General features: G+C 45.3%; 20 protein-coding genes. 9 read left to right on the top strand and 11 right to left on the bottom strand.

Annotated elements, in window-relative coordinates:
- Positions 1-181: 181 nt before the first annotated feature.
- The 4 genes from M1D72_RS13885 to M1D72_RS13870 form a co-directional block, all read right to left on the bottom strand.
- Entirely contained in the window at positions 182-1,978 is a 1,797-nt protein-coding gene (locus M1D72_RS13885; protein ID WP_456297273.1) for a M3 family oligoendopeptidase, read from the bottom strand.
- A gap of 89 nt (positions 1,979-2,067) precedes the next feature.
- Complete coding sequence (locus M1D72_RS13880) at positions 2,068-2,835, bottom strand: adenosylcobinamide-GDP ribazoletransferase (protein WP_390190125.1); 768 nt, start codon at positions 2,833-2,835, stop codon at positions 2,068-2,070.
- Positions 2,835-3,863 carry a nicotinate-nucleotide--dimethylbenzimidazole phosphoribosyltransferase gene (gene cobT / locus M1D72_RS13875; protein WP_456297272.1) on the bottom strand — a complete coding sequence of 343 codons (1,029 nt, stop codon included), beginning with the start codon at positions 3,861-3,863 and terminating at the stop codon, positions 2,835-2,837. The genes M1D72_RS13880 and cobT overlap by 1 nt, the downstream gene beginning before the upstream one ends.
- A gap of 9 nt (positions 3,864-3,872) precedes the next feature.
- A complete protein-coding gene (locus M1D72_RS13870; RefSeq protein WP_456297271.1) occupies positions 3,873-4,484 on the bottom strand; it encodes a flavin reductase family protein in 612 nt (203 codons plus the stop codon).
- Positions 4,485-4,746: 262 nt separating this feature from the next.
- On the opposite strand from M1D72_RS13870, the gene M1D72_RS13865 reads away from it, so the two are divergent.
- Positions 4,747-5,442: an NAD(P)H-binding protein gene (locus M1D72_RS13865; protein WP_456297270.1), complete on the top strand. Its 696-nt coding sequence runs from the start codon at positions 4,747-4,749 to the stop codon at positions 5,440-5,442.
- 112 nt (positions 5,443-5,554) lie between these two features.
- Here the strand turns inward: M1D72_RS13865 and M1D72_RS13860 are convergent, their stop codons facing one another.
- Entirely contained in the window at positions 5,555-6,844 is a 1,290-nt protein-coding gene (locus M1D72_RS13860) for a methyl-accepting chemotaxis protein (RefSeq protein ID WP_456297269.1), read from the bottom strand.
- 538 nt (positions 6,845-7,382) lie between these two features.
- On the opposite strand from M1D72_RS13860, the gene sbcB reads away from it, so the two are divergent.
- From sbcB to cdd, 4 genes are all read left to right on the top strand, one after another.
- Complete coding sequence (sbcB, locus tag M1D72_RS13855; protein ID WP_456297268.1) at positions 7,383-8,807, top strand: exodeoxyribonuclease I; 1,425 nt, start codon at positions 7,383-7,385, stop codon at positions 8,805-8,807.
- A 50-nt stretch (positions 8,808-8,857) separates the two neighbouring features.
- Positions 8,858-9,223: a CidA/LrgA family protein gene (locus M1D72_RS13850; protein WP_390190133.1), complete on the top strand. Its 366-nt coding sequence runs from the start codon at positions 8,858-8,860 to the stop codon at positions 9,221-9,223.
- Positions 9,223-9,903 (top strand): CidB/LrgB family autolysis modulator, encoded by a 681-nt coding sequence (locus M1D72_RS13845; protein ID WP_456297267.1) that lies wholly within the window; start codon positions 9,223-9,225, stop codon positions 9,901-9,903. Before M1D72_RS13850 ends, M1D72_RS13845 begins: the two co-directional genes overlap by 1 nt.
- A gap of 234 nt (positions 9,904-10,137) precedes the next feature.
- Positions 10,138-11,025 (top strand): cytidine deaminase, encoded by an 888-nt coding sequence (gene cdd / locus M1D72_RS13840; RefSeq protein ID WP_456297266.1) that lies wholly within the window; start codon positions 10,138-10,140, stop codon positions 11,023-11,025.
- A gap of 61 nt (positions 11,026-11,086) precedes the next feature.
- Here cdd and M1D72_RS13835 read toward each other — a convergent pair whose 3' ends face one another.
- The 5 genes from M1D72_RS13835 to M1D72_RS13815 form a co-directional block, all read right to left on the bottom strand.
- Entirely contained in the window at positions 11,087-12,343 is a 1,257-nt protein-coding gene (locus M1D72_RS13835; protein ID WP_456297265.1) for an HD-GYP domain-containing protein, read from the bottom strand.
- A 205-nt stretch (positions 12,344-12,548) separates the two neighbouring features.
- Complete coding sequence (locus tag M1D72_RS13830; protein ID WP_456297264.1) at positions 12,549-12,857, bottom strand: hypothetical protein; 309 nt, start codon at positions 12,855-12,857, stop codon at positions 12,549-12,551.
- Positions 12,854-13,333: a response regulator gene (locus M1D72_RS13825; protein ID WP_390190138.1), complete on the bottom strand. Its 480-nt coding sequence runs from the start codon at positions 13,331-13,333 to the stop codon at positions 12,854-12,856. Before M1D72_RS13825 ends, M1D72_RS13830 begins: the two co-directional genes overlap by 4 nt.
- Positions 13,320-14,651: an ATP-binding protein gene (locus M1D72_RS13820; RefSeq protein WP_456297263.1), complete on the bottom strand. Its 1,332-nt coding sequence runs from the start codon at positions 14,649-14,651 to the stop codon at positions 13,320-13,322. Before M1D72_RS13820 ends, M1D72_RS13825 begins: the two co-directional genes overlap by 14 nt.
- An 8-nt stretch (positions 14,652-14,659) precedes the next feature.
- Complete coding sequence (locus M1D72_RS13815; RefSeq protein ID WP_456297262.1) at positions 14,660-16,078, bottom strand: SLC13 family permease; 1,419 nt, start codon at positions 16,076-16,078, stop codon at positions 14,660-14,662.
- 259 nt (positions 16,079-16,337) lie between these two features.
- On the opposite strand from M1D72_RS13815, the gene purT reads away from it, so the two are divergent.
- Complete coding sequence (gene purT, locus M1D72_RS13810; RefSeq protein WP_456297261.1) at positions 16,338-17,516, top strand: formate-dependent phosphoribosylglycinamide formyltransferase; 1,179 nt, start codon at positions 16,338-16,340, stop codon at positions 17,514-17,516.
- 66 nt (positions 17,517-17,582) lie between these two features.
- On the opposite strand, the gene M1D72_RS13805 is transcribed toward purT, so the two are convergent.
- Entirely contained in the window at positions 17,583-18,230 is a 648-nt protein-coding gene (locus tag M1D72_RS13805; protein ID WP_456297260.1) for a thiopurine S-methyltransferase, read from the bottom strand.
- Between the two features lie 344 nt (positions 18,231-18,574).
- Here M1D72_RS13805 and M1D72_RS13800 point away from each other — a divergent pair, with 344 nt between their 5' ends.
- The 3 genes from M1D72_RS13800 to hutC all read left to right on the top strand — a co-directional run bounded on the left by M1D72_RS13800 (position 18,575) and on the right by hutC (position 21,251).
- Complete coding sequence (locus M1D72_RS13800) at positions 18,575-19,348, top strand: phosphoribosylglycinamide formyltransferase (protein ID WP_456297259.1); 774 nt, start codon at positions 18,575-18,577, stop codon at positions 19,346-19,348.
- Between the two features lie 104 nt (positions 19,349-19,452).
- Entirely contained in the window at positions 19,453-20,427 is a 975-nt protein-coding gene (locus M1D72_RS13795) for a DUF3187 family protein (RefSeq protein ID WP_456297258.1), read from the top strand.
- Positions 20,428-20,531: 104 nt separating this feature from the next.
- Positions 20,532-21,251: a histidine utilization repressor gene (gene hutC / locus M1D72_RS13790; protein ID WP_456297257.1), complete on the top strand. Its 720-nt coding sequence runs from the start codon at positions 20,532-20,534 to the stop codon at positions 21,249-21,251.
- Positions 21,252-21,377: the final 126 nt, after the last annotated feature.

The following is a 21,377-nucleotide window of genomic DNA, read 5'->3' as shown; positions in this document are numbered from 1 at the left end:
CACAGACGGTATGTTACGGAAATATATGGAAAAGTCTGTTGCTGCGATCTCACTTATCGAGTCGCTCTGGCTGTTTGCTCACAAATAGAACGCTCAATAATAAGCAAAACCCATATGTTTGATTCTATTATTGGGCGCCGCTATAAAAACTGACACGACCACAGCGCCCAATCAAACGGCTTTACTCCTGATTGAGTAACTGTTCAAACAGCGTCACTTTGTCGTTAACACGATCAATACTCTGCTGCCAAAACTCCGGTTTCGTTAAGTCCATACCCAAATGTTTTTGTACCACGTCTTCTGCCATCATTGAACCGGTATCCCGCAATAAGTTGAGGTAATCTGTATAGAATTGATTTCCTTTTGCTTCGCGCTGCGCATAAACACCTAAGCTGAACAGATAACCAAACAGGTATGGGTAATTATAAAAACTCACTTCAGGAATACTAAAATGCAGCTTACTGGCCCAGAAGTATGGATCAACCTCATCCATTGAGTCTCCGTACCAATCCGCCCATGTTTCACCCATTAGATCGCACAACTGCTCGGCAGACAACTCCCCTTGCTCACGTTGCGCATAAAAGGCCTGCTCAAACTCAAAGCGTACCGGTATGTTAACCATCAGGGCGTAGCACGAGGACAACTCTTCCCACAGCATTTCGAGCTTTTGTTCACGAGTTTGCGCTTTACCCAGTAAATAATCGCGAACAATCGTTTCAGCGAAAATAGACGCCGTTTCAGCCAACGTCATTGGATAACGCGTTTGACATAATGGCATGTCTTTCATTACCCAATTATGAAAAGCGTGTCCTAATTCATGGGCCAAGGTCATTAAGTCCGAACGGCTGCCGCCCCAAGTCATAAACACAAGCGGTGAGCGAGTTGCGGCAAACTTAGTGCAGTATGCGCCAAGCCGACGATTTTCTGTTGGCGCTGCGTCAATCCAACCATTTTCCACCATCAACTCAACGAAACTCGCCATGTCGGGCGATACATCGGAGAACGCCGCTTTGATCAGCTCAATCGCGGCGTCAAAGGTATACTGTTCTGGCGCTTCAGCGGTGAGGCTTGGCATACCCGCCATATGATTCCAAGGTTTCATGGCATTCAAACCATGAACCTGTGCCATTAATTCTCCTGCCTTTTGTCCAACATGACGGTTGGATTTGGCACATTGCATCATCGCTTGCAACGTTTCGGGTTGGATACGGCTTTGATGCAAGCTAGGGTCAAGGAAATGTACTGACTGTTTGGAAGAACGTTTTTGATACTCAGTTAAGCGCCAACCTGATAACGCATTGAGAATAGCGGCAAAACTCTCCTGATGCGTTTTCATCGCTTCCTGAATCGCTCGCCAAGCCAGTGGCTGGCGCTCAAAGTCAGTACCGTAAAGGAGACTTGCCGCTTGTGAGAATCCCATGGTTTCTTGTTTGCCATCGGCATATTTAAGCGTAACACTCAGCGATCCTGTGAGGTTGTCATACAAACGCCCCCAGGCATCACGACCATCCACTTCCATTGCAGACAATAATTGCTCTTGCTCTACACTGAGATTGGTTTGTGCTTTTTTACGTAAACACTCAATCACAAAGCCCTGTCCCGCAATATCGGCGCTTTCATGTTCCAGCACTTGTTCGATAAATGAGTCATCGGCTGTTGCTAAGACATCTTGATAGGGTGTGTATGCTTGCGAAAGTCGAGAACTGAGCTTGGCGACTCGGCCGGTCAACGCTTTGGCTTTATGATTCGCCGCATCGGTTGAGGCGTGGCAACTGGCAAACGTATTGATCGTCGATAACAAGGTACCGGCAGCTTCACGAGTTTGGACTGCGTTTTGCATCACCTGAACAGAATGACGACTGTCCACATGCTGATTTAACACATCAATACACTGGGTAATTAGTTGAATATCTTGGTCGATTTTTGCATCGTCCAAGGTTTGATAGGCGATGGAAAGATCCCAACTTGGTGCGTTCATCCTTTTTCCTTTTGTCTCATCTGTCTTAATGGGAGCATGCCCCCATTTATCGATTTATATCGACTTAAAATTGATTTGATTACACTGTATTAACGTACCACAAGCAGCGTTAAATAGATTAAAAGTTCCATGACTTGTTGAGCCGCGCCCAAACAATCACCGGTAAAACCGCCCAAGCGTTTGGTCAGCCAAAACTGAAATAACCATCGAAATACCAAGGCGACGACAAATAACGTCGCTGCCAATTCAACATCCCACAACAAGCATGGAATAGCTCCCGTCAGTATAATCACCGCCAAATCCGTTTTGGTCTGGCGATGAGCTAGAGGCTTACTTTTGCTTGCATCAAGGTCTGAAACGTAAGGCATCGAGTAAACGAGTGAGATCGCCACAGCTCTACTAAGGGTATAGGCGACGATCCATACCGGTAATAGAGAGCCTAAGGTAACCAGATCACTTAACAACACATATTTACCCAGCAGTGCCATAAGCAAAGCACTCGCGCCATACGTGCCGATACGGCTGTCTTTCATGATACTCAAACGCTTTTCTTGCGTCATGCCACCGCCGATACCATCGCTCATATCAGCCAAGCCGTCTTCATGAAACGCGCCAGTTAGCAACAAACTCGCAACCATAGTGAGAAAGATCGCCACATCCGGCGAAAAAACTTGAATGGCGAGATGATAAATTTGCGTGCACAAACATCCAAGTAACATCCCCACCAAGGGAAAGTAGCGCCCCGCACGATTCATACGCTCTTCAGAGTATGGCGTGGATTCTGGCGTTGGAATACGCGAGAAAAAGCTCAGAGCAAGCCAAAACAATTCAACTTGGTAACGAAGTTTGTTGAGCATTACACCGTGACTCCAGCATCCTCAAAGCTTGCCATGTGATTATAAAATTCGATCGCACCTTTAATGAGCGACACCGCCAATGCAGCGCCCGTGCCTTCACCGAGACGCAATGACAAGTCAAGCAATGGCTCAGCGTTCATTAATTCCAAAACCCGTTTATGGCCCTGCTCCTGAGATTGATGAGCAAAAATCATGTATTCGCGACAGTCAGGGGCAATTAACGTCGCGCAATACGCGGCCACGCTGGTAATAAACCCATCAACGACAACTGGGACTCTCGACTGGTGGGCACCAAGAAACGCTCCGACCATTTGCACAATTTCAAATCCGCCGACTTCTGCTAAGACGTCAAGCACTGGCTGACCTTGGCAACGCACCACGCCTTTCGCCACCACTTCAATTTTTTTCTCAAGCTGCTCAGGAGTAATCCCCGTCCCTCTACCAACACACTCGGTAACGTTATCAAGTGACAATGCGGCAAAGATAGCCGATGCACTACTGGTATTCCCAATGCCCATTTCACCAAACATCACCATATCGCTGCCGTTTTTGACTGCATCCACAATCATTTGGCGTCCATACTCAATGCCTTGATTGACTTGTTCTCGACTCATCGCTGGCTGCAAAGAGAAATTGGCAGTGCCAGCCCCTAAACGTTGAACAATAAGGTTCGGGTGGGGGTTATCAATCGGCTCAATAATGCCCGTATCCACAACGTTAAGTTCAATATCATTGACGCGAGCAAAACAGTTAATCGCCGCACCACCGTTCAGAAAATTGATCACCATCTGACGAGTCACTGCACTAGGCGCAATACTCACCCCTTCCTGTGCAATGCCGTGATCGCCAGCAAAAACCCAAACGCTCGGCTTTATCAAAGATAACTGAGTCGCAACATCGCCTTGGTTATGACTGGCGATGAGCGCCAATTGATGAGCCACCGATTCCAGTTGGCCAAGCGCGCCGAGAGGTTTTGTTTTTTGGTTAATCCGGTGCCAAATTGCGTCAGAGTACGACTGTTCTAACATGCAATGCTCCTATTGCGGTCTTTCGATTGTAAATGTGGAATCCAATGTCGCGTATTCTCCGCCACCAAGCCTTGAAAGCGGATCGAGCGCAAGTGCATCAATTTTCAAACGACTGGCTTCCTCATCTATCACTTCAGGGTTGATATAAATGGCTTTGATTTCCGAAAAAATCAGGCTTTGCGGCGTCTCACCAATCTCTTTAACTTCATACAACTCACAGCCAAAGGCGACGGCACAGTCTTTAACACGAGGTAGAGGAAAATCAGCAAATTGTTCCAACTCAATTTGGCTTTCTGTTACCTCAGAATGCCCATGCTCTAAGGTCGCTGCCGTGTTGGTAACCAAAGCGGCACTTTTTACTGACGCAATGTGTATAACCAAATGCTTGGTCGCTAATGCATTTTTGGTCGTATCCTTCACTTCTCCACTGGGCTTTTTGCCCACGGAAACCATCAGCAATGGTGGATTACTCGATACTGGAGTGAAATAGGAAAAAGGCGCCAAATTATAGTTGTGCTCTCCTGAGTCAGTGAGAACCCAAGCAATGGGGCGAGGTACCACAGTTTGAGTAATCAAATGATAAATGTCACTTGGACTCTGCTGTGAAACATCTATATGCATCTTGCTTTCCTTGTATTGACCATTGGATAAATCGTTTTCAGTCTATACCGGAATCAATGGCTTAACTAGACTCATCCAAGAGATAAATGGATTGATTGCCACTTGTTTGTTCTGTTGATACCCAAATAACAACCTATTGCTTTAGGGGTAACTCGCGATATGCTAACTCACCATCAGCAAAAGATTGAAAATCGCTACCGGCCAATGGCATGATGCCACTGAGTCACTCAAAATAGTCACGAAAAGCGGGAGGTGATAGTCAATGAGTGAAGAACACACGTCGGTTATCGTAGCAGGCGGTTCAGGCTTAGTGGGTTCAGAACTGATTAAACAGCTTCTTGACGTGCCATCGATAAAAAACGTCTATGCATTGGCACGTAGGCCACTGGTTTTTCAAAGCCAAAAACTGAAACCTCTTGTCTCGCCGAAGTTACAAATCACTGACTGGCAGGAAAACACACCCCCGCCAAGCTTGGGGTTTATCTGCTTAGGAACGACGCTCAAGCAAGCCGGTTCAAAGCAAGGACTGGAAAAGGTCGATTACGATTTAGTCTGCCAAGTTGCTCGTGAAATGAAAGTTATTGGGGTCAAAAGATTAGCGGTCGTTTCAAGCTTAGGCGCATCATCACGCTCGATGTCTCACTATCTACGTTGTAAAGGGAAAATGGAACTCGCGCTGCGAGAAATGGGCTTTGAACAGTTGACTATTGCGCGCCCAGGGCCACTAGTTGGACTTCGAGATTCACCAAGAAGCAGCGAATGGTTGACCTTAGTCACACTCAACGTTTTGAAGCCTTTGCTCATCGGCCCTCTTCAGAAAATACGTCCTATTCGCGCGTCTCATGTGGCTAAGAGCATGCTGTATAGTGTGTATCAACCGAGCAGCAAACGAGTCACCCTATTAACGACACCAGAGATGAAGCATATGCTGAGCCAATATCAGCATACGAATGATTGATTCTTAGAGCGCAATTTGCTTTGAGCTATCCAACAAAGGGGGAGCCTCAATCGAGACTCCCCCTTTGTTTATAACGAAATGACTGTTTGTAACGAAATAACGTCTTACGCAGCTAGAGTTTCAAACTGCCGACCGCAGAAGAGACGTTTTCAGCCCCACGATAAATTTCATCCATGATCGATGAAACTTCGACGATTCGCTGATTAGTATCACTCGAAAAGGCCGATACGTCAGACATTGAATTGGTTACGCTGTCCGTCAATTGGATATTTTTTCCCACCACATTATTAATCTCTTCCGTGGCTGTGGATGTTCTCTGAGCCAGTTTACGCACCTCTTCAGCCACGACAGCAAAACCTCTGCCTTGCTCACCGGCTCGCGCCGCTTCGATCGCCGCGTTTAAGGCAAGTAAGTTGGTTTGGTCTGCGATGCCCTGAATCGTTTTCACGATTTCTGATACGTCTTTGGACTGATCAACCAATTGCGCAATCAATATACGAGATTCTTCTATACTTTTCATGACTTTATCAGCCAACACTACGGAATCTTGCAGTGCTTTGTTGCCGTTTAACGCCACTTGGGATGTCTCGACCGAAGTGCTGTAGGCCACCGAGGCAGCGTCAGCCGTACTTTGCTCACGTTGAACATCCTCTGTAATGTTCGATGCAAATTTGACGACTTTATACACGCGATCATTTTCATCAAAAATCGGACAATAAGATGCTTGAATCCACACTTGCTCGCCATATGAAGATTGGCGCATGAAACGACCAGAAAAGGCTTCACCTTTGGCTAATCGTTTCCAAAAGTCGGGGTTCTCTTTATAAAAGTCGTCAAAACACAACATACGGTGGGACTTGCCTTTAATTTGACTCAGTTCATACCCCACGACATCCAGAAAGTTCTGGTTGGCGTTTAAAATCGTGCCATCAATTTCAAATTCAATAACCGCAAAAGTGCGATTCAGCGCAGTCACCAATTCGCTTTGACCTTTTGCTTCAATCGCCTTACCAGTGACATCTGAGGCGATTTTCATGACGCCGGTCACCACGTCATTTTCTCGAATGGGAAAATAGGTCGCTTCGATCATCACTGCAGTGCCATCTTTAGTGACACGTTTGAAAGTCCCTTGTTGAGCGTGTCCTTGTCTTAGTGCCTCCCAAAACGCTTTATATTGAGAGGAGTTTACGTAATCCTTTTCACAAAATATTCGGTGATGTTGATTGATGATTTCGGTGCTTGTATACCCAATTAGGCTGAGAAATCGCTCATTGGCCTCGATAATATTTCCCTGAGGATCAAATTCTATCGTCGCCATATTGAGCTTGATGGCATGCAAAATACTGTCAGAGCGTGTGGCTTGCTCAGTATCACTGCTATTTTTTTTCTTAAAAAACATCACAACCTTCCAAAAATCAAACCGAAATAAAAAGAGAATCTAATTTAGTCATTTATTAATTATGCAATTACTCTAAACACCATTCGTTAGTTTGTCACATGCTATTTATAAATTAATTTCCGATTCATACAATTATATAATTCAACCCGATTCATAAACTATTTGTTTTGGATTCTTTTCAAAAATTTCAAAACGTTATCGTTAGTCATCTGTACTCGATTGATACGTTACCTATCGACACAATCGCTAAACTTTACAGTGAGTTTAGTTTACGCATCGCCATTACGCTCAAATAAAAAACCTCCTCAAAAAATATAAGCAGTGACTCCACGTATCTACGATAACAAACGTTATTTCTGGCAAGCGTCGTGTTGGTAAATGCGTAAACTCCCCGAAATGCATCACAAAGTCACCCTGTTTTGTGTGAGCAGAAGAAACATAATACCCAAGGGAAAGTAATCTTGGTTTGTCCATTGCTAAGCCTTTATTGCAGTGGTCTAATACTGGTTATAGATGACTTCAATATTTTTGGTATTCCAATATGCATCAAGAGCAACAACCTACGTTTTTCTTTTTTGATTACGAAACGTGGGGAACAAGCCCGGCGAAAGACCGTCCATCGCAATTTGCTGGCGTTCGCACCGATATGGACTTCAATATTATCGGTGAACCTCTTGTGATTTATTGTCAGCCGCCTTCGGACTACCTTCCTTCACCAGAAGCCGCATTAATCACTGGAATTACACCTCAAAAAACCGTAAAAGAAGGGTTACCAGAACCCGAATTTATCGCCAGAATTCATGAACAACTGGCTACGCCCAATACCACTAGCTTGGGCTACAATAGTATTCGTTTTGATGATGAAGTCACTCGCTACACCTGTTATCGCAACTTCATCGATCCCTACGCGTGGAGTTGGCAAAACGGTAACTCTCGTTGGGATTTGTTGGATGTATTACGCGCTTGCCATGCGCTGCGTCCTGAAGGCGTCAACTGGCCAGAGAATGAAGACGGCTTTACCAGTTTTAAACTCGAACACCTTTCCGTTGCGAATGGTATTGAACACGCTAATGCCCATGACGCTATGGCGGATGTCATCGCGACGATCGAAATGGCCAAAAAAGTGAAAGCCGCGCAGCCAAAACTGTTTGACTATTTCTTAACCATGCGTCACAAGCGTAAACTCAACGAGTTAGTTGATATCGTCAACATGACCCCTTTAATGCATGTCTCTGGCATGCTTGGGCGCGAATGCCAGTACACCAGTTGGATTGTCCCCGTGGTTTGGCATCCGACGAATAAAAACGCCGTTGTGGTGGTTGATCTCGCTAAAGACCCCACGCCATTGTTAACGTTGGATAGTGACGAGTTACGTGAGCGTCTTTATACGAAACATACTGACTTATCCTCAGAGCAACTGCCGGTTCCAGTAAAACTCATTCATCTCAATAAGTGCCCGATTCTTGCTCCAGCCAAAACCTTAACCGCTGAAAATGCTCAGCGCATTGGTATCGACCGTGAGCAGTGCTTACAGAACTTGGCGCTTTTACGCCAAAATCCACAGGTGCGAGAGAAACTCAGTGAACTGTTCAGCGTCGAACGGGAATATCAAAATGAGACTGACGTTGATACTCAGTTGTACAAGGACTTCTTCTCGCCAGCGGATAAAGCCTCTATGGAGATTATTCGCCAAACGGATCCGAACAATTTAGCGGCGTTGGATATAACATTTAATGACCCACGAATTGCTCCACTTTTATTCCGATATCGTGCTCGCCATTACCCATGGACGCTCGACGAATCTGAGCAACAAAAATGGGCGATGCATTGCCGCGATTATTTTGAATCACGCATTGAAGATTACATGCTCCATTTGGAAAACCTTGCGCACGAACACGAGAGTGATCAGCACAAGATGGCAATCCTAAAAGCTGTTTATCAGTATGTCGAAAAATTAGTTTCTTAGAGTGACACTGTCACTCTAATGTCTATTTAACCGAGTTCTTTGCTTCCACCATGATAAAAAACATTCTCCAATATGTAGTCTCTATGGGACTGATTCTTCTTTGCTTACTTGCGGGAACCAATATTCAACAACTGATGGGTACCGCAATACCAGGCAGTATCATCGGGATGCTGATCTTATTTGCCCTCATGGCAAGTGGTTTAGTGCCTGTTGAATGGGTACGTCCAAGCGCCAATTTATTCATTCGCTACATGATCTTGCTCTTTGTCCCCATCAGTGTCGGTTTAATGGAGCACTTTGATGTACTGGTCAATAATGCATTACCGATTCTCGCAAGCGCCGTGGGGGGCACACTGATTGTCTTGGTCGTCCTGGGTTTGATGCTCGATCGCATGCTGAGGAAAGGAGAAAAATAATGTGGTTACTCGTCACGCTCATTGTGTTTTTTGCTACTCGTGAATTTAGTAAGCGAATCAACAACCCACTGTTTAATCCGCTGTTACTCAGCATCGCAATACTTATTCCATTATTGATGGTATTGGATATACCGTTTGAGACCTACTACGCTGACAATCAATCCATCAGTTTCTTATTGCAACCTGCCGTCGTCGCCCTTGCTTATCCTCTGTATGAACAGTTACCGCAAATCCGAACTAACTGGCGCATAATCATGTTAGCGTGTACGGTTGGCAGCGTACTGTCTATGGTTACGGCTGGTGGCATTGCCCTGCTGATGCACGCGGATATTGAACTGATTGCTGCGTTACTAGGTAAATCCGTCACAACGCCTATCGCAATGGAAGTTGCAAGTCATCTCGGCGGTGAACCGGCCATTGCGGCCATGTTGGTGCTGATTGTCGGCTTGCTCGGCGCTATTATTGCCTACCCGATTTACACACTGTTAAACATCAGTCATCCCGTTGCGCGCGGATTGACCATGGGTACCATTTCACATGCTCTTGGGACAGCGACATGCGCAGAAAAAAATCCACAAGACGCGGCATTTAGCTCACTGGCACTGGTCGTGTGTGGTGTGATTACTTCGATACTCGCACCTTCGTTTTTTGCTGCCATCATATGGCTGGCAGGCACCTAAGCACGGTTGAGAGCAAACAACGAGATCACCATCAACAATTGTTAGAATGCAATCGATAACATGTGTGAGCTCACTCTAATAATGAAACATAACACTACGTTTCATCTTTTTATGTGATATTGATCGGCGTAATGTGGCGCGTAATTCCTAGAATATATAACCCATATTAATTAAATGTTTCTTCGTCTTAGCCCAAAGCATCGACCAAGATTCACGCAGGATAAAGGATCAATTATGACAAGCCGTATTGAACAGGCGCTGCAAGAGATGCCCAAAGTTGTCTCAGACTTTTTGGCACCGATATTTTTAAATAGAGATTTCGATGCAACATTATCGACAGAGCAGTTTGCTGAGTTACAAACCATCACAGGTTTGGCGGATGATGAATTGCGCCTTGCGTTGCTACCACTTGCGGCCGCTCTGGCCTATACACCTTTATCTAAATTTAATGTTGGCGCGTTAGCTCGCGGAACATCGGGTAAAATTTATTTTGGTGCGAACATCGAGTTTGATGGTGTTCAGCTTGGACAAACCATTCATGCTGAGCAGTGCGCCATTAGCCATGCTTGGATGAAAGGTGAAACAGGTATAAAGGATGTGACCGTCAACTATAGCCCATGTGGTCACTGTCGACAGTTTATGAATGAACTGACCACCTCTCAGACCTTACAGATCCAATTGCCAGAACGAGATCCAATGTCTCTGCAGGAGTATTTGCCCGATTCATTTGGCCCGGGCGACCTCGGTATTGATGCGGGTTTGATGTCAAGTGTGAATCACGAATTAACTAGCCAAGATAGCGATCCTCTGATTCAACACGCCCTGTCAGCACTTAATCGAAGCCACGCCCCATACACCCATAATTTAAGTGGTGTCGCACTAAAACTTAAGAATGGGCGCATTTTTACCGGTGCTTACGCGGAAAACGCAGCGTTTAATCCAAGCTTGCCGCCACTCCAAGTTGCCTTGGCGCAATTATTAATCGCCCAGCAATCTCTCGATGAGATTGAAGCTGGCGCGCTGGTTGAAATGTCTTCAGGTACAATAAGTCATTTAGCGTGCACACAATCGACTTTAGAAGCCATTAACCCTGATGCGACGCTGGCCTACTTATCGCTGTAAGCTAAGCGAACAGACGAAAAAGGCGCGAGTAAATCGCGCCTTTGTTGCATTTATAGACTCGCTAAACGTGATAAAATGGACTCATGTCGATATTCAGCCCGGTTGGTGAAATGGCGCGCCCAATAGTCAATGGCACCTTTTTCAAATCGACGTAAGTTACCTCGGTAAAGCGAGTGTATTTAGTAGAATAAAAGCACTTCACTTCCGGTTTAAGCGGCTCATGAGCATTCGACACCCATACAATCCCCAAACGCTGATCACTCAACTCCACCACAGATCCCACCGGATATACGCCGATGCAGTTGATGAATTTATATACGAGTTCTTTATCAAGGTGGTGTGGCGTCAAGCTCAATAGCACTTTGAAAGCTTCCGCTGAACTCATCGCTTTTTTGTAACAGCGATCTGCGGTTAACGCGTCATAGATATCGACGATACTGCTCATTCTACCATGTAAAGGTAACTGCTCACCGCTCAAACCAAAGGGATAACCTGTGCCATTCATTTTTTCGTGGTGCATTAAACACACATCACGGCTAATAGGCCCAAGACCTTTAATCGACTTAAGCATATCTTGAGCAAACACTTGGTGCAGTTTCATGTGCTCGAATTCTTGTGGAGTCAGCTTACTCGGCTTGTGCAAGATGTCGTTATCAACCTTAATTTTGCCGATATCATGAACGATTCCGCCAATCGCCAACTGTTTTAACGTTTGCGTGTCCAGCTCTAAATATTTGCCAAAGGTCACTAATAAACACGCCACATTCACGGAATGTTCTAGAAGATAGGTATCCTTATTGCGTAGCGCTGAAACACAATGAAGCGCGTCAGGATCCACCATCACGCTATCAATAAGTTCATCCGCCCACTGATTGAGTTCATCTAATTGCAGCGGTTTACTATCAAACGTCTGGCTTAAGAGTTTTTTAGCCAATTTGCGTGCTTCACCAATGACCTTAGTGGCTCGCTTTTGATTAGCTTCTCGGCTAAATAAACGCCTAGTCTTGCTTTCCACGGGATGGTGTAGCTCTGCAGGCTCAGCTGTGGACGCTGACGGTGTGGATGCCATCAACGTTGAATCAAAGCTTTGTTGAACGGGTTTAGGTTTAGGGAACTGACACCCCTTTTCAGACAAAGCGACATCAACCCAAGCAAATTGGATTCCACGCTCGATTAATTGTTTAATGGATGCCTGATGACTAACGCGTCCCGCATTAGCCAGATTGACCCGCTTATTGTTTTCAATCGCAGTGACAAACATGCCGACGGTCAGGTCTTGAATTGGAATCTGAATCGATTGGTTAGGATCGTACTTCATGCACAGACACATAACAAAACTAATGTGGATGCAGTTTAACAATAAGCCGTACGTTTATGCTACGCCCGAATGCTACAAAAGCGTTAAAATTTGCTAAGTAATTCTAAAAATTAACTAAACTAGAGTTAATCACAATATTAATACTGATTTCTCACCGCGCACTCATTGATCACATCAATAACTTGCCCGTATCACTTTGGGTTTGTCACCTAGGATGAGGGTTATCTCTATTCTCTGTGTTTTCACCTGGCATCTGGTTACGATTTGAGGTGATATACACTTCATTTTGTAAAAAAGTTTCTATCGATTCCTCTTCATCATCGTAGTTGAAGAAATAATACATCGAATGAAACAGTGCCATGATAAAACTTATCGCACAGGTAAATACTGGAATTAAACTCAACCAGCCTAATTTAATAAAACCATAACTCACTGCACAGACAACAAGATTAAAAATGATGCCTTGGCGCTTTTTGCGCTTGTATGGTGTTAACTGCTTTCTACTACGCGTCATATTTCTCTAAGATACTTAAGCACAACGTTTGAATCCAAATGTTGCTGGTATTCCAAATAATCAAAACCTTGCTGAAACACATATTCCGAGACCAACGTACGGATCGCGTTTTGTAACTGCTGTGGATTCCAAGGTTTCTCAAAATAATGATCAATGCCTGCGGCGTTAATTGCCGTAATGGTATCAGAGTGGGTTGCTTGACCGGTAAGTAATACTTTTTTGGTGTGCTTAAAGCGAATATCTTGTGCGACTTCAGTTAGCAATTGAATCCCTGTTTTTTCAGGCATGACATGATCAGAAACCAGCACCGCGACATATTCTCCCTGAGCATCCAATTCATCCATAAACGCTAACGCCTCTCCAGCCGATTCGCACTCTTCGATCGACAACCAATCAGAGAACATTTCAAGATCCTGTGCGACCGCACTGAGCACTTCCCGCTGATCATCAACACACACGACATTAAGCTTTTCCATAACATTCCTCCACCGGCAATTTAATTCGAAAAATGGTGTACTGATTATCGCTTTTTACTGCTACCGAACCACCATATCCCGTCACTATCCGTTTCACGATTGCCAAGCCAAGCCCCAGCCCAAATGACAATCCGCCTTTCTTCGTCGTGAAGTTAGGCTGAAAAATTTGCCTGCGTACCGATTCATTCATCGCAGGTCCGTTATTAGCAATGGTGACCAATATTCTGCTCTTATCGACTCGAGTTTGAATCAAAATTTGCGGATTGTCGGTCTCTTGCATTGCATCACACGCATTTTTGATGATATTCACCCACACCTGAACTAATTCGGTCTCAGAGCATTGAAACTTGGGTAACTCCGCAGGCCGCACTTTCAGCGCGACCCTGCGTAAATCGCTTTGCAGTAGTACCGTCGCTTTGTTCAGGGTGTCATTAATGTCCACCCACTCCTCTTGATTGATTTCCGTTTTGCCTAACTGCTTTACTGACTGAACAATACCAATTGCATGTTTCGAGGCTAGGTGCAGATCATGCAAATCTCGTCCTACTTGCCAGAACCGCACCGCTTGCTCTGGCTGAGCAAGCCAATGTGGTGATAATTCCCCATTCGGTAGTGCCTTCGCCAACTGTTTCGCCAGACGACGCTCAATACCACAATAGTTTTCGATTTGATTGGCTAACAGACGCGCTTGAGATGAAGAGCAACGCTGACCTTGTGTCAGTCCATGCTGATAATATTCCACCTCATCAGGATGCGCTTCTTCAAGCAGTTGCTGAATAACCGTTTCTAGTTGGCGACTTTTGCTGCTCACAACCCCTATCGCATTATTGAGTTCATGCGCCAGCCCAGCGGCTAACTGGCCCAAAGTAGTCATCTGTTCAGCTAGATGAAGCTTCTGTAACGCTCGCTCTTTCGCAATGGCCTCTTGGGTTGCACGCCTTTGCCGCTGAGAAAGCTCTTGTACAATGACGGGCATAAATTGTTCGGTTAGCTTCCCCCAGCTGTGCTCTTCCACAGCTTGAGTATGGCGGTCAATCCACGCTAGCGTTGTCTCAACCTTGGCGACCACACTTGAAGACGGTATCCAAGTTCGAGAGAAAAAACTGTGCACACCAATAAACGCACCGCTGCTCGCGCTGAACACTTTGATGTCACTGTCATCATCGTGGGAATAATAGCCATCGAGTTCGCCCTCAATGACATAATAGAGGCGATCATTAAACCCACCTTGCACCAGTAACTGTTGACCACTAGCAATGGTGAGCTGCCGATTTGAATCGGAAAAATACACTTCAATGAGTTGATTAGGTTGCATCATCGCTACCTTTACCCGATGTGGCCTACGGCGTGAAGAATCCACACCATAACAAAACTCAGCACGACACCAACACAACCTAGTGTTGCACCTACTTTGACCATTTGCCGGCTCTCGATATGGCCCGTGGCATGAGCAAGAGCATTGGGCGGCGTACTGATTGGCAGTGACATGCCCAGCGATGCCGCAAAGGTCACCACTAAAATCATTGTCACTTCTCCGCCCAGCGGCGCAAGGCTGGTCATTGAGGCGCCAAGCGCTGCCATGATGGGCATAAGCAAGTTCGCGGTTGCCGTATGAGACATAAAGTTTGCCATCAATAAACACAATAACGCTGCGCCAAAAAGCACGACATATGGCGAGTACTGATCAAACGGAATGCTATTGACGACCAAGCTTGCTAAACCGGTTTGATCTAATGCAAGCCCAAGTGCGATACCACCCGAGACCAGCCACAAAACATCCCAAGAGATCTTTTTCAGGTCTTCTTTATTGATGATACCCGTTAATGAAAACACTGCCACGGGAATCAAAGCAATGGTATAGCTATTCATGCCGTGTAAGTCGCCCATTAGCCACAATAAAATCGTCAAACCAAAGGTAATATAAACGACGTACGCTTTGGGCGTTTTAAGAAACTTACCCTTTATAGAGAGCTCAATGCTACGCTGTTTCGCTGGATACAAACTGTTTAGTAATCCCCAAGCCAACGCCATCATCACGACCACAAAAGGAACGCCAAACACCATCCACTCGCCAAACGAAATTAAGTTGTCACCGACTAAATATTTAAGGGCGATGGCATTAGGAGGCGTGCCAATCGGTGTCCCTATTCCGCCGATATTGGCTGCGACAGGAATACATAAAGCAAACGCAACTTTTCCAGGATCTTTGGGAGCGAACAACGCCATCACCGGCGTTAAAATTGAGAGCATCATCGCCGTCGTCGCCGTATTGGACATAAACATCGAGAAGATAGCCGTAATCAGCATCAGTCCAAGCATCACGTACTTCGGGTTATGACCGAATGGTCGCAGTAAAACACGCGCTAAGTTAACATCCAAGCGATACTTGGTCGCGGCCATCGCCAGAAAAAAACCACCTAAAAACAGCATGATGATCGGGCTGGCAAAGGTTGCCATCACATCATGATAATCCAATAACTGACCGAAATGCGGTTGCCCTTGCTCAAGGCGTAAAAACACCACCCCTTTATTAGATAGCATCAGCAATTCAAGAAGAATGATCACCACAGATGTGGCGTAAATTGGAATGGGCTCTAACACCCAACATAAGGCCGCGAGTAAAAAGATGGCGATAACTCGCTGTTGCAGTACGGTAATGCCGTTAAAAGGAAACGCGGATAATGGGAGGCATAGCACCACAATAGGGATAACAATAGGTAGCCAGTATTTGATGGATAATCGCATAGTAAATAAAGCCTTGTTATTGTCACTGCGCCGAGAAAACACTCCTCGAACTTCATACTGTTTACTATCCTCGCGCTAAGACCGATTTCAGGCTTGGGGTTAGATCAAGGATTCCCTAATCGCCAACTTATTTGTTTAAAAACTGTGCTTTAGTTCTTAATTTGTCCACTTTTACACCACCACGCAAACGTTTGCTTTTTTATTAAAATTCCGTATCATGCGAGCCAAACATTGTTAAACACACCAATTTGAGGCTGTTATGTTTGGTTCAGCAACCCGAAAAAGTGCCACTCGTGTCTTGCTCTTAGGCTCTGGAGAATTAGGCAAAGAAGTCGCGATAGAATGTCAACGTCTTGGGCTAGAAGTCATTGCCTGTGACCGCTATGCCGATGCCCCGGCAATGCAAGTTGCCCATCGTAGCCACGTTCTAAACATGCTTGATGGTGAAGCGCTTGAAGCAATTATTGCTCTTGAAAAGCCGGACTTTGTCGTCCCTGAAATCGAAGCAATCGCGACGTCAAAATTGGTTGAGCTCGAAGCGACAGGTCTGAATGTCGTGCCTTCGGCTAAAGCCACTTTACTGACCATGAACCGTGAAGGAATTCGCCGTTTAGCGGCTGAAGAGCTAGGCCTCACCACTTCGCCATATCAATTTGCGGATAACTACCAAGACTTTGTCGCGGCGGTTGAACACGTGGGCTTACCGTGTGTCTGTAAGCCTGTTATGAGTTCATCAGGCAAAGGACAAAGTGTGATTAAAACACAGCAAGACATTGAAACTGCGTGGAATTACGCACAAGATGGCGGCCGCAGTGGCGCAGGACGAGTTATCGTCGAAGGCTTTATTGACTTTGACTATGAAATTACGCAATTAACCATCAGTGCTAGCGATGGCGTTCATTTCTGCGCCCCGATAGGCCATCGCCAAGAAGATGGCGATTACCGCGAGTCTTGGCAGCCACAAATGATGTCTGAAAAAGCGCAGCAAGCCGCTCAAGAAACCGCTGAAAAAATCGTCACGGCATTGGGGGGTTATGGTTTATTTGGTGTTGAATTGTTTGTGAAAGGTGACACTGTCATTTTTAACGAGGTCTCACCTCGCCCACATGATACCGGGCTTATCACACTTATTTCCCAAGATCTTTCAGAGTTTGCTCTGCATGTCCGTGCCTTTACTGGATTACCGATTGCTAGTATCACTCAATACGGCCCTTCCGCCTCCGCAGTGATACTTGGTCAGGGCACTTCCGGTGATATTCAGTTCTCCGGTATCAATGAGGCTTTAGCGTCACCAAAAACCCAGTTACGCCTGTTTGGTAAACCAGAAATTGATGGTCGACGCCGCCTTGGTGTTGTCGTAACACAACGTGACGACCTAGAAACCGCAATCAGCGATGCGGTAGCAGCAGCTCAAAGCGTTAACGTTATTTACAACTGATTCGGTTTTCACCATACACCTCCAATAAAAAGGCTTACCTCAAGGTAAGCCTTTTTACATCGCTGATTATGATTCGATCAAGAACACTTCTTCAGCAAAGCGACTCATGCCCTTATCGGCGATTTTAGGATGTGTGTCATCGGCGTCATCACGATACAAATGCGTGATCGTATACCCTTGAAACAGTTCACGCACTTCTTGCTCGGTGACCGAAAATGGCGGGCCAGACATTTCATCTTGGTTATAATCCAACGTCACTAACAGAACGCGGCCACCTGGATTCAGTGACTGTTTTATGCGCTCAGCATACTCGACTCGCATCTCCTTTGGCAAAGCCACCAGCGCGGCACGGTCATAAATAATGTCCACGCTTTCAATTGGCGCGGTAAAAAAGTCGCCAACATAAATCGAGAGTTCATCAAACTGATAGAGCTCATGCCTTGCGTCCACAGGAATCACAAGCGGAGTGTAGAAGTGCTCCGCAAAAAAAGAGCGGACAGCGATGTTACTCAGCTCAACCCCCTGCACGTCATTGTGTTTACTGGCCAGCCACACCAAATCTTCACTTTTACCACACAGTGGAACCAAAACTTTATCTTCGCGCTTTGGCTGAAGCTTAGGCCAAAATTGAATTAATAAGGGGTGAACATCGTCTTGATGAAAGCCAATTTGGTTAGATGCCCACTTTCTATGCCAGAACTCAGGATCTCGCATTCTGATTCCTTATGTTTACCGATTATTATGGCTATTAGAATAAACGAATTAGATCAATTTCGATAGGTAAACAAGCCGTTCAGACTTGGTTCATAAAAGCCGCTCTATACTGACTCTCATCACATAGGATATTGGATAAAGAATTAAGGATTCGATCACGTAATTGATTGGAATTTAGGCACAATTGAGATCTAATTCAAGCTTTTGACCGTTAGCTAAATTAAGACTCTTGGAACTCTGACAATTACCCCCATAACTGAACTGTAGACTTTGATTTGTCGCGTTTTACCGAACTTTTCGTCACCCACTTTCTGAGTAAAACAACAACAAATTAAGGAGAGCGTATGAGTTTATTATTGCGCACTACCGCATTGATGCTTTTAGTTTTAAGTCGCGCCCCTGCTTTTGCGGCCACGGTAAGTTTAAATCCGGAAGAAAATGGGCCTGAAACAAAGCAAAACCAAGTTTGCTCCAAAACGTTCAGGCACAATTTAAGCGGCCTTTACGGAATTGAGTCTCATCATATTAGCCCAATTCAACCCTACAATGATTTTGATGTGCTCTACAGCAAGGCACACCAAGCGCAAGCCGAGTTAGAAACCTTATGCAAAGGTGCCGCGCTTCATACCAATACACAGCCCCATTTTGCTGGCGTAAAATCTTATCAACGCTCTGTCGACAAAATTGAGCACGAACTGGGCGGCCGTGCAGACCGAATCACTGACCTCGCGCGAGCAACATTAGTTGCCGATGATGTACCAAGCTTAATGGAAGCTTACGAAGTGCTAAGCCGTGAAACCACCATCCTCAAAGTAAAAAACCGCTTTAAAAACCCAGCACAATCTGGTTATCGTGACCTCAATGTACTGGTTCAACTGCCTAAGACCCAAATTATTGCCGAAGTGCAGCTCCACCTGAAAGCCATTGCGGATGTAAAAAGCGGCCCTGAGCATCGCCTCTACGAACAGATCCAAAAGATTGAACGTATTGCCGCAAAAGAAAAACGCCGAGCAAATGAATTTGAATTAGCACAAATTGCCAAAATGAGAAGCGAATCTAAACGTTTGTATCAAGACGCGTGGCAACCTTACATCACCACACATTTATCTGCTGCTTAATCAAAAAAGAGGTGACTCAGCAATGAGTTACCTCTTTTTTGTGATTTTCATCGAAATAATTTAACTATACTATGACTAGCTAACCCCTATTTTCGATGTAGCTTATGAAGTATCACTATCTCTTAATATCGTTGATGTGGCTTCCAGCATTCGGTCACAGTGCTGAGTCTATCGCGGACAATAATTATGGCCCGTTAAAAACCTATACCCAGACTCCTTTTCGAACCAATAGCCTCTCTCCACAGTTGCAATCCAGCTTTCCAAAATCAAAAAACGACGTTGAGCTCTATATCAATGGAACCGCAGCCAGTGTCTGGGCGGTCAATTCCGATTACGAGCTGGATTACTATCAAAATCAAATCGCGTTTGGTGGTCTCTGGCAGGCAACACCGGATTGGAAGTTTGGTCTAAACTACCGATGGAATTATGCGGGTAACAATCATATTGATGGCTTAACCATCGGTTTCCATGATTTGGTCGGTTTAAGTCAGAACGGTCGTGATGATGTCGAAAATGATCGTTTTGTCATGGATTTACCTGACTACGGTATTGAGCAGCGTGACTTTCGTGGTAAAACCTTAAGCCAAGCCATCACCGCTTACGGGCAATATTTGTTATTTGCCAATCAAAACCACGCCTTCTCTATCGGTAGTTCACTTTACTACAATCACTTCGACGCGAGCCTCTTTCAATCAAACGACGTCGAGTTTGGCACCCAACTCAACTACAGTTATCGCCATGGTGCACATCATGCCGATTTTATGCTGTCTGCCACGCACCACAATCATCAAAAGCAGTATCAGGATTTGCCGTTTCGTAAAAATGCATGGTCGAGTGGCGCGAGTTACCAATATGATTTTTCTGTTCGCCATCAGTTGATTGTTCAGGGCATGATTTATCAAGGTTTATCTTATGCCGACGATGAATTTTCAAAGCTTGCTATCGAGTGGGTTCTGGGTTATCGCTACAATATGCAACACTCTGCACTTGAAGTTTCTATGATCGAAAATATGTTCAACGCCGATAATAGTACCGACATTGCGTTTACCTTGGGTTACCGATATCGCTTAGGTAATTGATGAGTGTGACGATGTGACCTCGTCACGCAAACTTGCACATTTCGATTGAATTCCATCTTATTTGTGTCAGTTTTGTATAGTCAATTCATTACTGAGCAATCGTTATGCCACAAACGCCGCGTTATCTCACGATCAAACGCTATATCTTAGATAACATTACGTCGGGTCGATGGTTACCAGGCGATCGCATTCCAACCGAACTCGAGCTAACCCAGCAATTTTCGGTGAGCCGCATGACGGTCAACAAAGCCGTGCGGGATCTTGTTGCAGAAGGAATGCTACAACGAAAACCTCGAGCAGGAACCTTTGTTTGTGCCCCGGATGATAAAGCGGAATCTCCGTTGCTGGATATTCGGAATATCGCGGCAGAAGTTCAGCAACGAGGGCAAGAATACAGCAATAAAGTGCTCAAACAGACCAAACTCGTTGCTGATGACGAGATAGCAATTAAACTCGGAGTAATGATACGTAGCACGGTCTATTATAGTGAGATCATTCATTACGCCGATGAAAGACCGATTCAACTTGAACTACGCTGGGTAAACGCTCAATACGCTCCAGGTTATCTATCCCAAGATTTTACCCAGCAAACACCTAACCAATACTTATCGGCCAATTGTCCACTCAGCGCTATTGAACATACCGTTGAAGCAGTGGTTCCCGACGGGCAAGTTCGCCGAGCATTGCGTCTTGGTGCGAATGAGCCTTGCCTGTTGCTTAATCGCCGAACTTGGAGTGGTGATAAATTGGTCAGCTCAGCCCTTCTCTATCATCCGGGAACAAAATATAAACTGAGCTCTAAAGTCAGCGTTGCAACTACGTAGACCGTCCCAACTAGGCAGTGTCGTTTCAAGCGCCTATGAACGATCACATTTTGTTAACGGGCCACTTGCACTTAACGAGTAATAGAGACAATAATTGTATATACATTTAAATCTTCAGGACTCGCG

This window comes from Vibrio sp. AK197 (assembly GCF_053903115.1).
This window is presented reverse-complemented; position numbering and strand designations above follow the sequence as displayed.